This is a genomic window from Robertmurraya kyonggiensis, from assembly GCF_005116465.1.
Lineage (GTDB): Bacteria > Bacillota > Bacilli > Bacillales > Cytobacillaceae > Robertmurraya > Robertmurraya kyonggiensis.
Genome location: NZ_SWBM01000005.1, coordinates 152658 through 167257 on the forward strand (window position 1 = coordinate 152658; position 14600 = coordinate 167257).

At 39.8% G+C, this 14600-nt stretch carries 14 protein-coding genes and 1 riboswitch; of the genes, 12 read left to right on the forward strand and 2 right to left on the reverse strand.

The window, feature by feature from the left end; genetic code table 11:
* Positions 1–156: 156 nt before the first annotated feature.
* Positions 157–1113 (reverse strand): ABC transporter substrate-binding protein, encoded by a 957-nt coding sequence (locus FA727_RS18345; RefSeq protein ID WP_136832992.1) that lies wholly within the window; start codon positions 1111–1113, stop codon positions 157–159.
* Between the two features lie 189 nt (positions 1114–1302).
* Between FA727_RS18345 and FA727_RS18350 the strand changes: the two genes are divergently transcribed.
* From FA727_RS18350 to FA727_RS18360, 3 genes are read left to right on the forward strand one after another with little or no spacing between them, the layout of a single operon-like run.
* Positions 1303–2307, forward strand: coding sequence for a FecCD family ABC transporter permease (locus FA727_RS18350; RefSeq protein WP_136832993.1), 1005 nt, complete (start codon positions 1303–1305; stop codon positions 2305–2307).
* Positions 2304–3359: a FecCD family ABC transporter permease gene (locus FA727_RS18355; protein WP_136832994.1), complete on the forward strand. Its 1056-nt coding sequence runs from the start codon at positions 2304–2306 to the stop codon at positions 3357–3359. The genes FA727_RS18350 and FA727_RS18355 overlap by 4 nt, the downstream gene beginning before the upstream one ends.
* A 12-nt stretch (positions 3360–3371) precedes the next feature.
* A complete protein-coding gene (locus tag FA727_RS18360; protein ID WP_136832995.1) occupies positions 3372–4184 on the forward strand; it encodes an ABC transporter ATP-binding protein in 813 nt (270 codons plus the stop codon).
* A 32-nt stretch (positions 4185–4216) separates the two neighbouring features.
* Here FA727_RS18360 and FA727_RS18365 read toward each other — a convergent pair whose 3' ends face one another.
* A complete protein-coding gene (locus tag FA727_RS18365) occupies positions 4217–4348 on the reverse strand; it encodes a YuzL family protein (protein WP_136832996.1) in 132 nt (43 codons plus the stop codon).
* A gap of 237 nt (positions 4349–4585) precedes the next feature.
* Between FA727_RS18365 and FA727_RS18370 the strand changes: the two genes are divergently transcribed.
* The 9 genes from FA727_RS18370 to FA727_RS18410 all read left to right on the forward strand — a co-directional run bounded on the left by FA727_RS18370 (position 4586) and on the right by FA727_RS18410 (position 14044).
* Positions 4586–6970 carry a 3-hydroxyacyl-CoA dehydrogenase/enoyl-CoA hydratase family protein gene (locus tag FA727_RS18370; protein ID WP_136832997.1) on the forward strand — a complete coding sequence of 795 codons (2385 nt, stop codon included), beginning with the start codon at positions 4586–4588 and terminating at the stop codon, positions 6968–6970.
* 133 nt (positions 6971–7103) lie between these two features.
* On the forward strand, positions 7104–8279 hold the full coding sequence (locus FA727_RS18375; protein WP_136832998.1) for an acetyl-CoA C-acetyltransferase: 1176 nt from the start codon (positions 7104–7106) through the stop codon (positions 8277–8279).
* A 57-nt stretch (positions 8280–8336) separates the two neighbouring features.
* On the forward strand, positions 8337–10121 hold the full coding sequence (locus FA727_RS18380; RefSeq protein WP_136832999.1) for an acyl-CoA dehydrogenase FadE: 1785 nt from the start codon (positions 8337–8339) through the stop codon (positions 10119–10121).
* Between the two features lie 368 nt (positions 10122–10489).
* Positions 10490–10846: an arsenate reductase family protein gene (locus tag FA727_RS18385; protein ID WP_136833000.1), complete on the forward strand. Its 357-nt coding sequence runs from the start codon at positions 10490–10492 to the stop codon at positions 10844–10846.
* A 70-nt stretch (positions 10847–10916) separates the two neighbouring features.
* A complete protein-coding gene (gene gcvH, locus FA727_RS18390; protein ID WP_136833001.1) occupies positions 10917–11300 on the forward strand; it encodes a glycine cleavage system protein GcvH in 384 nt (127 codons plus the stop codon).
* Between the two features lie 212 nt (positions 11301–11512).
* A complete protein-coding gene (locus tag FA727_RS18395) occupies positions 11513–11866 on the forward strand; it encodes a toprim domain-containing protein (protein ID WP_136833002.1) in 354 nt (117 codons plus the stop codon).
* 16 nt (positions 11867–11882) lie between these two features.
* Entirely contained in the window at positions 11883–12197 is a 315-nt protein-coding gene (locus FA727_RS18400) for a thioredoxin family protein (RefSeq protein ID WP_136833003.1), read from the forward strand.
* 93 nt (positions 12198–12290) lie between these two features.
* Positions 12291–13562: an MFS transporter gene (locus FA727_RS18405; RefSeq protein ID WP_136833004.1), complete on the forward strand. Its 1272-nt coding sequence runs from the start codon at positions 12291–12293 to the stop codon at positions 13560–13562.
* Positions 13563–13696: 134 nt separating this feature from the next.
* The gene (locus FA727_RS18410; protein ID WP_136833005.1) at positions 13697–14044 is read left to right on the forward strand and encodes an SCP2 sterol-binding domain-containing protein; all 348 of its coding nucleotides are present in this window, start codon (positions 13697–13699) and stop codon (positions 14042–14044) included.
* Positions 14045–14337: 293 nt separating this feature from the next.
* A riboswitch (SAM riboswitch) is annotated at positions 14338–14448 on the forward strand.
* Positions 14449–14600: the final 152 nt, after the last annotated feature.

Consider the following 14600-nt stretch of genomic DNA (forward strand, 5'->3'; position numbering starts at 1 on the left):
AGCAGATCCCCTTATCCAAAAAGCTACACATATTGTTTCCTTTTTTGGTAGGATTATCCGGATTTTTCTTGAGGGAAATGAGAAAAGAGCCCGTATGAAATCGGACTCTTTTCGAGAGGGGGCTCATTATTGTAGGGGTATGAGCCGAGCAATCATCTATTTTAGGAAAGTGTTCTCAATATCATCTAACATTTTGTTTGCAGCCAGTACTCCTCCAGCTGTGTTCCAAATGACGTCATCAACTTTATGGACTGCTCCATTCTTAGAGACGGTTAGATTCTTAAATAAAGGATCTTCCAACCATTCTTTTTCAAGCTCAGTTGCTGCACCATCACCAGTTTCATAAGTGAAATAGAAAAGAATATCACCATCCATTAATGGAACTTGTTCCTTTGTAACACCGTTAAGGGCAAATTCATCGACATCCTGACTTTCAGGTCGAGCAAATCCAAGTTGATCCAGAATCACGCCTGAAAAAGAATCTTTTTGATAAATACGGACATCTCCTGCAACAAAGCGAACGACCGAAATCTTTTTCGTTAATTGATCACTTAGTTTTCCTTTTAGCTCATCGATACGAGCATCGTAGGATGCTAGTGTTTCTTTTCCTTTTTCTTCGAGATTAAGAGCTTTTGCATAAAACTCAAAGTTTTCCTTCCAATTACCAGCTAAGTTCTCCGAAAAGACGGTTGGAGCAATTTGGCTGAGTTGCTCATAAATAGCTTCTTGGCGCACCTTATTTCCTATAATCAAGTCTGGTTGAAGACTTGCAATAGCTTCAAGATTAACTTCACTTTCAGTTCCGACTACCTCGACATCTTTCATTTGACTAGCAATATGATCATACCAAGGATCACCTGTCCAGGATTGGACCGCACCAACAGGTGTTATTCCAAGTGCAAATAGAGCTTCAGTTCCTTCATTTGTTAGGATTACAACCTTTTTAGGAGCCTTATCAATGAGAGTAGATCCCATAGCGTGCTCGATTGTATAACTTGTATCTTCAGTCTTTGTTGCTGCCCCTTTTGTATCGCTGCTAGTTTCTTTAGAGCCACAGGCAGCCAAAAGAAAAACGATCGTGAAAATAGTTAGTATAGATTTAAGATGGTTCATGAGTACCTCCTAATATGTATAAGTGATAATGATTTTCAATTACAAATTTATCTTAAAGCGATTTCATAGACGTGTCAATAGTTAATTGAAAATGATTATCATAATCATTGACAGTAGATTTTCCTTTTTATAGACTTGATAGTAGTTTGATAGTTAATTATTAATTTCTTATGGAAAGGTAATATACTGATGCTTTTAAAGAATAATAGTCAAAGAATTATTGGCCTCCTATTTACAGTTATTTTCCTTTTGTTATTAATGTGCGCAAGCATTGTATATGGTTACACGGATACGACGTGGAGGATGGCTTGGGAGGCACTACAGAATAACAATGGATCAAATGAGCACTTAGTGATTGAGACGGTTAGACTTCCAAGAGCACTCATTGCTGCAGCTGTCGGGAGTAGCCTGGCGATTGCAGGAGCATTAATGCAAACCTTAACAAAAAATCCACTCGCGTCTCCAGGTATCTTAGGGGTTAATGCAGGAGCAGGATTTGCAGTCGTGTTAGGGGTTACCCTATTTTCAATTAGCAATTTGCAGGCATTTACGTGGATTGCATTTTTAGGAGCAGCTGTAGCGGCCATTGGTGTTTATGTTATTGGGACTATCGGTAGGGAAGGACTAACACCGATGAAATTGACCTTGGCTGGCGCCGCGATGGCCGCGATGTTTTCGTCCTTTACACAAGGCTTTCTCGTCATCAACGAAGCAGCGCTAGAACAGGTGTTATTTTGGTTAGCAGGTTCTGTACAGGGAAGAAAGCTAGAAATATTAACAGCTGTACTGCCATACTTAATCATTGGTTGGCTGGGAGCCATTCTCCTTGCTGGAAAAATGAATGTCCTTTCCATGGGAGAGGATGTTGCTAAAGGGCTTGGTGTTCAAACAGGACTAGTAAAAATCGTCACAGCGATTGTGATTATTTTATTAGCAGGAGGGGCGGTTGCAATTGCTGGACCAATTGCTTTTATCGGCATTGTCGTTCCTCACATTACACGTGCTTTGGTTGGAATTGATCATCGGTGGGTTATCCCTTTTTCTGGTCTTCTAGGAGGTATACTTTTACTTGTAGCGGATATTTTAGCCCGATATGTGATTATGCCTCAGGAAGTGCCAGTCGGAGTTATGACTGCGATTATTGGAACGCCTTTCTTTATTTTTATTGCAAGAAGGGGGTGGGGTGGGAAATGAATACGTTTAAAAGCATTCGATTGTTCAATAAGAAAGTTTCTTTTCTATTAGATAAACAAGCTGGAAAAGTGATTGCTTTGATGGCGTTCTTGGCTATAGCAGTGTTTATTTTAAGTACTGGGTTAGGAGATATGAAAATAAATCCACTTACCGTTGTACACGTCTTTTTTGGTGGCGGGGCAGATTTGGAGAGATTGGTTGTTACTTCATTTCGCTTGCCACGAATCATCGTTGCACTCATGGTTGGCATTTCTTTGGCGGTAGCGGGAGCGATTTTACAAGGTATGATTCGCAATCCATTGGCATCCCCAGATATTCTTGGAATTACAGGAGGAGCAGCGGTTGCAGTTGTTGGATTTTTAGCCTTTTTTAGTGATGATAAAAGTGGGCTTACCGTAAGTATTCAATGGATGCCGTTGGCTGCATTTATTGGGGCAGGTGTAATTGCTTTTCTAGTCTATATTCTTGCTTGGAAAAATGGTGTCTCTCCCGTTCGTCTTGTTCTTATAGGAATTGGGATATCTACACTGATGCAGGCGTTCACGACCCTGCTGATGATCTTAGGTCCGATTTATCGGGCGAATCAAGCGAATATTTGGATCACTGGAACCGTTCATGGCTCAACATGGGCAAATGTTCAAATTCTTGTTCCGTGGACTATCGTCCTCGTTGTACTTGCATGGACGATGTCGAGAAATATAAATGTGCAAGAACTTGGAGATGAAATTGCCGTTGGAGTTGGGAGTCATATACAGAGGCAAAGATTCTTGCTATTAATGATTAGTACAGGGCTAATTGGAAGTTCTGTCGCCTTCGCGGGAGGGATTGGTTTTGTGGGACTCATGGCTCCTCATATGGCGAGAAGATTAGTAGGGTCTGCCTTTGGAGCGTTACTACCAGTATCTGCTTTAATAGGTGGAATACTCGTGATGATCGCGGATTTAATCGGAAGAACCCTGTTTGCTCCATTAGAGATTCCAGCAGGAGTATTTACTGCGGGAATAGGGGCTCCGTACTTTATCTATCTGCTTTATAAAACAAGGAATACATAGGGAGTGTGTAACATGGCAGAGGCAATAGAAACGAAAGATTTAACGCTGTCCTATGGGGATGAGGTTATTATTGATGAGTTGGATTTAATTATTCCTAAAGGAGAGATTACTGTTTTTATAGGTGGAAATGGCTGTGGAAAATCAACACTCCTTCGGTCGATTGCTCGTCTCTTGAAACCGAAATCGGGTGCGGTCCTTTTAGAGGGAAAAGCGATTAGTCAAATGTCCACGAAAGCAGTTGCAAAACAGTTGGCAATTCTTCCGCAGTCTCCAATTGCTCCGGAAGGACTAACGGTGTTGCAACTTGTTAAACAAGGTCGATACCCGTATCAAACATGGTTAAAGCAGTGGTCAGAGGAAGATGAAAAGAAGGTAACAGCGGCATTACTTGCAACGGGGATCGAAAGTTTGAAGGATCGTCTGGTGGATTCCTTATCTGGGGGACAGCGACAAAGAGCTTGGATTGCTATGACCTTAGCTCAGGATACAGAGTTTTTACTTTTAGATGAACCGACAACGTATTTGGATATGACTCATCAAATTGAAATCTTGGATCTTTTGTTCGAGCTAAATGAAAAAGAGAAGAGAACCATTGTGATGGTACTCCATGATTTAAATCTAGCTTGTCGCTATGCTCATAATATTGTAGCTGTTAAAAATAAGAAGGTATTTGCACAGGGTAAACCGGAACTTGTTATTAATTCCGAGTTAGTAAAGTCTGTATTTGGGATGGAGTGTGAGGTAACCTTTGACCCGTTATTCGGAACTCCGTTATGCATCCCGCATGGAAAAGGGAGATATATTTTAAGACAAAAGCCGTTTTGAGTGATGATTCAAAACGGCTCTTTGTAAGGAGTCTATCGTTTAAACTGGTTGTTCTGGCTGTTCTTTTTATCCTTATGTGCCTTTTCTGCGCCAGGTCCAGCATTGCCTTCTACACTTGCAGCACTAACTCCAGCCTTTGATGGATCTTTCTGTTTTTTGCCCATTCGAACACCTCCAAAAATAAAGTTGCATCCATAACATTCCCTAACTTAACTGCCAATATGAACGGTTTAAATTTTCAAAAAAATCATTGCAGAAAGAGTCTAAATATTTTATGATTATAGTGTCTAATAAGTTTTGTTGTGCCCTTCATAGGGTGGATTCCCGAATTTTATAATTCGAAAATTTTTTGAACAGAAAATGAATGAGCATTCATTCAAACGAAAAAGGGGGAGAAGTATTTGGTCCAACAAATCAAAAAAGCAGCGGTCTTAGGCTCTGGTGTCATGGGCTCCGGCATTGCCGCTCACTTAGCAAACATTGGAATACCAACCTTGCTACTGGATATAGTACCTCGTGAATTAACAGATGTAGAAAAAGCAAAAGGGTTAACCCTAGAAAATAAGCAAGTACGTAATCGAATTAGTGAAACAGCTATTCAAAAGCTGTTAAAACAAAAGCCTGCTCCACTAACTTCTAAGAAAAATCTTGCACTAATAAAAGCTGGAAATTTTGAGGATGATTTAGAGCAATTAAAAGATGTGGATTGGGTTATTGAAGTAGTAGTTGAAAACCTAGCAATCAAGCAACAGATTTTTGAAAAGGTTGACAAGTACCGCAAGCCTGGAAGCATTGTCAGCTCTAACACATCAGGAATTTCAGTTGAAGCAATGGTCGAAGGACGTTCCGAGGATTTTCAAAAGCATTTCCTAGGAACACATTTCTTCAATCCACCACGCTATTTAAAATTATTAGAAGTTATTCCAACGAAGCATACAGATCCACAAGTGCTTTCTTTCATCAAAACGTTCGGGGAAGATGTTCTTGGTAAAGGTGTTGTTGAAGCAAAGGATACACCAAACTTTATTGCCAATCGCATTGGAACGTATGGACTACTAGTAACTGTTCGTGAAATGGTTAAAGGTGGTTACAGTGTTGGGGAAGTTGATTCTGTAACGGGTCCACTAATTGGAAGAGCGAAGAGTGCCACTTTTAGAACCCTTGATGTAGTAGGTCTTGATACATTTGCTCACGTGGCAAAAAATGTGTACGACCAAGTTGAGGGTGCAGAAAAAGAAGTCTTTGAAATTCCAGCTTTTATTCAGAAAATGATCGAAAATGGCTGGTTAGGAAGTAAATCTGGCCAAGGATTTTTCTTGAAACAAGGAAAAGAAATTCTTGAATTAGACCCTGAAACACTTGTATACGGTCCTCGGAAAAAGCTGCAAGCACCTTCGATTGAAATGGCAAAGCAAGCCAAAGGCTTAGCGAATAAATTGAAAGCGCTTGTTTATGCGAAAGATCGTGCAGGAGAGCTCTTGTGGAATATTTATAGTCCTGTATTTGTTTACTCAGCAGACCTTCTTGGTCAAATTGCAGACGATGTTGTAGCAATTGATCGTGCAATGAAGTGGGGGTTCGGCTGGCAGCAAGGTCCATTTGAAGCATGGGATGCAATTGGGATTGAGAAGTCCGTTCAAAGGATGGAAGAGCAAGGCTTAACCGTTCCAGAATGGGTCAAAGACATGCTTGCAAAAGGGTTTACTTCTTTTTATAAGGAAGAAGAGAATGGCGACTTATATTTCTACCAAAATGGTGAATATAAATTAGTAGAAGAAAATCTGAAAGTTATGAATCTGGCAAAAATCAAAAAGCAAAAAGGTGTTATTAAAAAGAACACTGGTGCGAGCTTAATTGATATCGGCGATGGCGTAGCGTTACTTGAGTTCCATTCGAAGAGTAATGCAATTGGCCTAGATATTTTGCAGATGATTAATTTCGCGATTGATGAAGTGGAAAAGAATTACAAAGGTCTTGTAATCGGAAACCAAGGCAAGAATTTCTGTGTAGGTGCGAATCTTGCGATGATCCTAATGGAAGCACAGGACGATGTATTTGAGCTTGATATGGTTGTTCGTCACTTCCAGCAGGCAAGCTTGAAAATCAAATACAGCAGTAAGCCAGTTGTGGTTGCACCATTTGGTATGACTCTTGGTGGAGGTGCTGAAGTTTGTCTTCCTGCTGCTCATATTCAAGCTTCATCTGAAACGTATATGGGTCTTGTTGAAGCGGGTGTTGGTCTTATTCCTGGTGGAGGCGGAAACAAAGAGCTTTATATCAAGCATTTGAACAGTCTGCCAAATGGGGTTGAATTTGATCTTCAAAAGGTGGCCAATGCTGTATTTGAAAAGATTGCGATGGCGAAGGTTTCTACTTCTGGAGAAGAAGCGCGCGATAACAATTTCTTAAACAAAGCTGATGGAATCAGTGTAAACGGAGATCATCAAATTTATGATGCAAAGCAAGTGGTGTTAGCCCTATCTGAACAGGGGTATACGCCTCCTGTCCGTAAAAAAGTGCCAGTTGTCGGCGAACCAGGTTATGCAACGTTATTACTGGGTGCACAAACTATGCTCTATTCTGGCTATATTTCTGAGCATGATATGAAGATAGCCAAGAAGCTTGCGTATGTAATTGCAGGAGGAAAGGTTCCGTATGGCACAGAAGTAGATGAGCAGTACTTGCTAGATTTGGAGAGAGAAGCGTTCTTAAGCCTAGTTGCAGAGCCGAAATCTCAGCAACGTATGCAGCATATGCTTTTAAAAGGAAAGCCGTTACGTAACTAATTGAGGATTGATTTTTGACTGCCGTCAAAAATCATTGCTATCTCCAAAAATCATAAAAGTTTTATAACAAATGGGTGTATTCATAGGATATAGATTGATAGTTTCAGAATATGAATGAAAGAGAGGGAATGAGATGAGAGAAGCGGTAATCGTAGCGGGAGCACGTACTCCGGTCGGAAAAGCGAAAAAAGGCTCACTTGCGAATGTGCGACCAGACGATTTAGGAGCTCTTGTAGTTAAGGAAACGTTAAAAAGAGCTGGCAATTATGAAGGGAATATCGACGATTTAATAATTGGGTGTGCGATGCCTGAGGCTGAGCAAGGCTTGAATATGGCTCGTAATATTGGTGCCCTTGCTGGACTGCCTAATACTGTACCAGCTGTAACCGTGAATCGTTATTGCTCATCAGGCCTTCAAACGATTGCCTATGCAGCAGAAAAAATTATGATCGGTCATGCAGACACAATCTTAGCTGGTGGAGCGGAATCCATGAGTATGGTGCCAATGATGGGGCATGTCGTTCGTCCAAATGCGAAATTGGCTGAAACTGCACCTGAGTACTATATGGGCATGGGACATACAGCAGAAGAAGTGGCGAAGAAGTTTGGAATTTCACGCGAGGACCAAGACGCTTTTGCGGTGCGCAGTCATCAAAAAGCGGCTAGAGCCATTCAGGAAGGAAAATTCGTGGATGAAATTGTTCCTGTTGAAGTAACGAATCGTTATGTGGACAGTAACAACAAGCTTGTAGAAAAAACATTCTTATTCAGCCAAGATGAAGGTGTTCGTGCTGAATCAACAGTTGAAACGTTAGCGAAGCTTCGCCCAGCTTTTTCTGTTACAGGTTCTGTTACAGCAGGGAACTCTTCACAAACAAGTGATGGAGCAGCGGCAGTCTTAGTAATGGATCGAGAAAAAGCAGAAGCACAAGGCTTAACTCCACTCGTGAAGTTCAGGTCCTTTGCTGTTGGTGGTGTACCGCCTGAAATCATGGGGGTCGGTCCAGTGGTTGCGATTCCAAAAGCATTGAAACTTGCTGGGTTAGAGCTTTCTGATATTGGTTTATTTGAATTAAACGAAGCATTTGCTTCTCAGTCTCTTCAAGTTATTCGAGAGCTTGGCTTAGATGAAGAAAAAGTGAACGTCAATGGAGGCGCAATTGCACTTGGCCATCCACTTGGATGTACAGGTGCAAAATTAACGCTATCTCTCATTCACGAAATGAAACGTCGTAACCAACAATTTGGTGTGGTCACGATGTGTATTGGTGGAGGAATGGGTGCAGCTGGAGTATTTGAATTATTGTAGTCAAATTTTGGGGGAGTGATTCTGCTCCCCTCCTAAATAGAATGGAGGAATAATCACATGTCAAATCAAACTGAAAACCTAATTAAAGGTGGAAGCTTTCTAATTGAAGATGTGAACTACGACCAAGTATTCACACCAGAGGATTTTTCTGATGAGCAAGTAATGATTGCAAAAACAACAGAGGATTATGTTGTCAATGAAGTATTACCCGAAGTACCTTATCTTGAAAAGCATGAATTTGATCGTTCTGTAAAGCTATTAAAATCAGCAGGAGAATTAGGACTTCTTGGTGCAGACGTACCTGAAGAGTACGGCGGTCTTGCATTAGATAAAGTAAGCTCAGCCCTTATTGCTGAAAAAATGGCGATTGCTGGTGGTTTCGGAATCACACACGGAGCTCACGTAGGAATCGGTTCACTTCCAATCGTGTTATTCGGAAACGAAGACCAAAAGCAAAAATACCTTCCTGAACTTGCGACTGGTGAAAAGATTGCAGCTTACGCATTAACAGAACCTAGCTCTGGATCAGATGCACTTGGTGCAAAAACGGTAGCAAAATTAAATTCAGCTGGTACTCATTACGTATTAAATGGGGAAAAACAGTGGATCACAAATGCTGGATTTGCTGATGTATTCGTGGTTTATGCGAAAATTGATGGAGATAAATTCTCTGCATTTATCGTCGAAAGAGAATTCCCAGGTGTTTCTACCGGCGCGGAAGAAGATAAGATGGGGATAAAGAGTTCATCTACTCGTACATTGATTCTTCAGGATGCACAAGTACCTGTGGAAAACCTTTTAGGTGAAATCGGCAGAGGTCATATCATTGCCTTTAATATCTTGAACATTGGTCGTTATAAATTAGGGGTTGGTGCTCTTGGTGGAGCGAAGCGTGCTTTGGAAGTAACAATTCCATATACAAACCAACGTCAACAATTTAAAACACCACTATCTTCTTTTAACCTAACAAAAGAGAAGATTGCTACTATGGCTTCTAAACTATATGCGGCTGAAAGCTCCATTTATCGTACTGTTGGATTGTTTGAAGAGCGCATGAGCAAGCTGACTGAAGAAGAGGTTAACGGAGGAAAAGCTGTTGCTGCTTCAATCGCTGAATATGCAATTGAATGCTCATTAGGAAAGTTCTTCAACACGGAAGTTCTTGACTATGTTGTGGATGAAGGTGTTCAATTACACGGCGGTTACGGCTTCATGGAAGAGTACGAAATTGCTCGTGCATACCGTGATTCTCGTATCAACCGTATTTTCGAAGGAACTAATGAAATTAACCGTTTATTAGTACTTGGAACATACTTGAAGAAAGCTCTTAAGGGCGACCTGCCATTATTCCAAAAAGTAATGGCTCTACAAGAAGAATTGATGATGTTAATGCCTGAAGAGCCAGGTGATGAGCCATTAGCGCAAGAAAAGATGTTAGTGAATAACGGGAAGAAAATCGCATTACTTGCTGCTGGCTTAGCTGCTCAAAAATTCGGCAAAGAAGTTGAAAAAGAGCAAGAAATCTTCGTTAATATCGCTGATATTGTTGCGAATGTATATGCAATGGAATCTGTCGTGCTTCGTACGGAAAAAGCGATTGCGAAAAATGGATTAGAGAAGAGTAACCAGAAGCTTCTTTATACTCAAATCTTCTGCCAAGAAGCATTTAATAAAATTGAAGCTGATGCAAAAGAAACATTAGTAGCTGCTGAGGATGGAGATATGCTTCGTATGATGATTTCTACACTTCGTAAGCTAACTCGCCACACACCAACAAATGTAATTGCGAAAAAACGTGAAGCATCTGTAAAACTAATTGATGCTGAAAAGTACGTGCTGTAAGAAGTTTGTAGACAAATTGAAGAAAAGTAAATAGAGGCAACCCTCAGCCTTTGCTCCCCTTTTAACGAGGGGAGCTTTATAATTTTCGTGAATGATTGTGATGATTATTCCAATATGGTACTATGCAAATAGAAACTTTTAGCTAGGCTCTTTTCTCATTTTTGTTGCTTTTGGGAACGAAAAATTAAAGGATTAATTTATGTTCTCAATGATTTTAAGTGATAAACTAATGAGAAAAGAGTATGGAAACTTAATTAGAAGCACCAAATAGCTTTTACTACGCTAAAATCGGTATTAGGATTTTAACATTTCAATGCGAAAACAGTGTTCAGCTAAAATTGGATAACATTACAGGGGTAGGTGAAATTATGGGATTAACCTTTTACTGGTATCCGAAATGTGGGACATGCCGTAATGCGAAGAAATGGCTAGATGCCCACAATGTTGCGTATCAAGATGTACATATTGTTGAAAATACGCCTTCTCGAGAAGAGCTTGAGAAGCTGTATAAAAAAAGTGGTATAGACCTCAAAAAGTTCTTTAACACAAGCGGGATGAAGTATCGTGAACTTGGGTTAAAGGATAAGGTGAAAACTGCCTCTGATGATGAGCTCCTTGAAATTCTTGCTACTGATGGCATGCTGATTAAGCGTCCATTACTTACTGATGGAGAAAAGGTGACATTGGGCTTCAAGGAAGAGGAGTATGAGAAGTTCTTTAATTAATAGGACATTTGCAATAAAGTATGTAATGTAATACTACATATAACAATCAATTGATAATGGAGGGGTTAACATGGCTACACCAAAAGAATTACGTTATTCAAAAGAGCATGAATGGGTAAAGATTGAGGGAGAACAGGCACGTATCGGGATTACTGATTTTGCACAATCAGAGCTAGGGGACATCGTTTTCGTTGAGCTTCCTGAAATAGGAGATGAAGTGACAGCGAACGAGCCGTTTGGAAGTGTGGAATCTGTTAAAACTGTGTCTGAGTTATATGCTCCAATCAGCGGAAAAGTTATTGAAATTAACGAAGAATTAAACGATAGTCCTGAATTTGTTAACGAATCTCCATATGAAAAAGCATGGATGATTGTAATCGAACCAGCTGATGCTTCAGATGTAGAGAAATTAATGTCTGCAGAAGAGTATGCAAGCATGATTAACGAAGACTAATTTTCAACGGCGCTCCCTTTTAGGGGCGTTTTTCATTTATTTTGGCTTTTTTGAAACACTAACTATATGAACGTTCACTCTTTATAGTAACCTGCTAGCTGTAAGAAGGAGAAAAGTATCATTCTTCGTATTTTTCTAAAATAGGAAGGAGATGAACTCTCCGTTCTCGAAAACATATAATAGTAGTTACCAATATGCCAAAGGTGATATAGATGAATGATATGTACGCAGAGAAGATCATTATCGTTGAAGGAACGACTGATAAGCGAAAAGTACAAAGCATTGTCAAAGAACCTGTTGAAATTATTTGTACAAACGGAACGATAAGCATCTCACGGTTAGATGAACTAATCGAATATATTACGGGAAAAGATGCGTACATTTTAGTGGATGCCGATGCTGCTGGCGAAAAGCTAAGGAAACAATTCATACGGGAGCTTCCAGAGGCAGAACACCTCTATATTGATAAAATGTATCGGGAGGTTGCCACGACGCCGGAACATCACTTAGCTACTGTTCTTTTGGCGGCCAATATTGATGTCCATGCATGGTTTTTGGATAAATAGAGATGGTGAGGACTAAATGCAAGAATGGAATAAAGATGATATCAATGAAAAATTAAAGGGAGAGGGCAATTTTATTTTATACCTCTATACCCCCTTGTGTGGAACCTGTCAGGTTGCTGGAAAAATGATTGAGGTTGTAGCCGAATTATTTCCTAACCAAACGTGGGGAAAATGCGATTTAAATTATATTCCCCAATTGGCATTAGAATGGGAAGTTGAAAGTGTCCCGTGTTTATTAATTTTCAAGGAATCAGAGATTATTGAAAAATTATATGCGTTTCATTCAGTACCTTATTTGTATGAAACGATTATAGCAAAGGCTCTTTTGTAGAGTCTTTTATTTTTTCGAAAATTTTGTTTACTTTCAAATGGAGAGATATTATGATATTTAGGGATACGAAATAATCAGAAGGAGATTACTCTAATGCCATTTTTGAAAGAATGGTCTTCACAGATAAAAAGCTACAATCAAAACATCAGATTGACGATACTAGCCAATGTTTTTGTGCAAATTGGATTAGGTGTTTTCATGGTGATTTATAACTTTTATGTTCGGGAGCTTGGTTATGATGAGCAAGTAAATGGCCAGGTTATTTCAATGACGTCGTTAGCAACGGCTTTGCTCCTTGTGCCAGCTGGGATACTCAGTGATCGTTTTGGACGAAAGAAAACAATGCTTTTTGGAGTGTTCTTAGCAGGACTCGTGTTGCTAATGAGAGGCATTTTTGAGAGTCAATCCATATTGGTAAGTTTGGCTTTTGCAACAGGGTTAGCCATAGCATTCTTTCAGGTGTCAGCCATCCCTTGGTTGTCGGAAAACTCAAAGCCTGGTCAGCGTGTATACCTATTTAGCATCTACTCAGCGGTAATGACAGGTGCGAGCGTTATCGGGAATTTATTTGGAGGCATATTAACGGATTTCTTTGCTATATATTTTTCACAATTGATAAGCATTCGCCTTACTTTACTTATCGGTGGAGGGATTTTTCTTATTGCTTTAATCCCTATTGCAAATTTTCATGAGGTAAGAGAAGTGAAGAAAGAAAAGGAAATAAAGATTCCATTAAGAGAAAAATTTCGTTCACAACGAGAGGGTGTCAAAATTATTCTTTTGTTTGCCGTATCCCAATTAATCATAGGTGTCGGAGCGGGATTAGTCATTCCTTATTTAAATCTCTATTTTGCAGATCGATTTTTCGCCTCCAATTCAGTCATTGGACTCATTATATCTCTTGGTCAAGCTGCCACTGCGGTCGCAATGATCATAGGTCCATTAATGGTAAAACGGTTTGGAGAAGTAAAAGCAGTTGTGATTTTACAATTGTCATCTTTGCCATTTCTCCTATTAACCGCCTATACCGAAAATCTTTGGTTCGCTGCCGTTGGGTTCTTATTTAGACAAGCGCTCATGAATGCAGGTAATCCAATTCAGACGTCGTTGATGATGTCGAAGGTCGATAATTCGGTAAAAGGGCTAGCCAATTCCATAAACCAGATGGTTTTTAATCTGGGGTGGGCGATTATGGGACCTGTCTCAACCGGAATCGTGATAGAGCATGGTGCTTACTGGGGCTATGCGATAGTCTTCTCAATTACGGCTGGTCTGTACTTAGTCGGTTCTCTTTATTTCTTAAAAGTGTTCAAAAGTCTTAAACCAAGTGGTTCCTTCGACAGTAAAGACAGCTCAATAGCATGAAACTACATATTTCTCGGGAAATTGTGTGGATTCCTGATCTCTTACGAAGTGTTTTGTCGAATGAAAATAAGAGGAAATGGAAGAGAACTAGCCGAATATATGTATGAAACCAGCAACACTTAGGAGGATTTAGCTTGTTGGAATTATTGCGTGTATTGGTGGAGGAAGTAAATACAAGAGGTCATCTTGCCTCATTGTTAACTAATCAATTGACTGTCCTTTTGCGTTCAGAAGAGGAAGAAGTTATTTTAAAAATAGAAAATGGCCAGTTGATTTTGAATCAAAATCAGGAAGAAAGAGTGGATGTTGTTATTTCAGGAAAGAATCCAGACCTGAACAAGTTGGTTTTAGGAGAGATTAAACTTAGGACTGCTAGCAAAAATAATGAGATCGATCTTAAATCTACAATGCGAGCTTCGTTGTTACTGGAGTCCTTGTTTATCCTGGCTATTCCGAAACAAAATCAATTCATTGCGGGATAAAACTTTTTCGTTTTAATAGGAAATTGTAGATTTCGCTTTTGTGTATAACTTTTTTATTAAGTGTGTCTACGTTTAGCTCCAGCGCCTAGCCCCTCTCTTGAAAAATAAAGTTCAATTTTTCATTGGTCGCTTCAGACCAGATGATGAAGTTGAAGAACGAACTTCCTCATCTGGTCCGCAAGCAGCTGTCGGGGCTGAGCAAGGCGCTTGCGCTTTTGTACTTGACACCCTTGTTATGGCATGATAATATAACTATCAGATTATTATTTCTTTAAAAACAATTACATAGCTCGCTCTTATCAAGAGAGGTGGAGGGAAGTGCCCTATGAAACCCGGCAACCGTCAATGTGCGACATTGAAATGGTGCCAATTCACACAAAGCAGATTGCTTTGATAGATGAGAGAAAGGAATCTTGATATTTCATGCCTTTCTGCTTGTCTGCAGAAAGGCATTTTTATTTTCAGGAAACTTCAAGAACAGTACCTAGAATTGTGAATGAAAATGAATTGGGTGCTAAAGATAAGTTTAGCAAGATAGCAATTGCTTATAATTCAG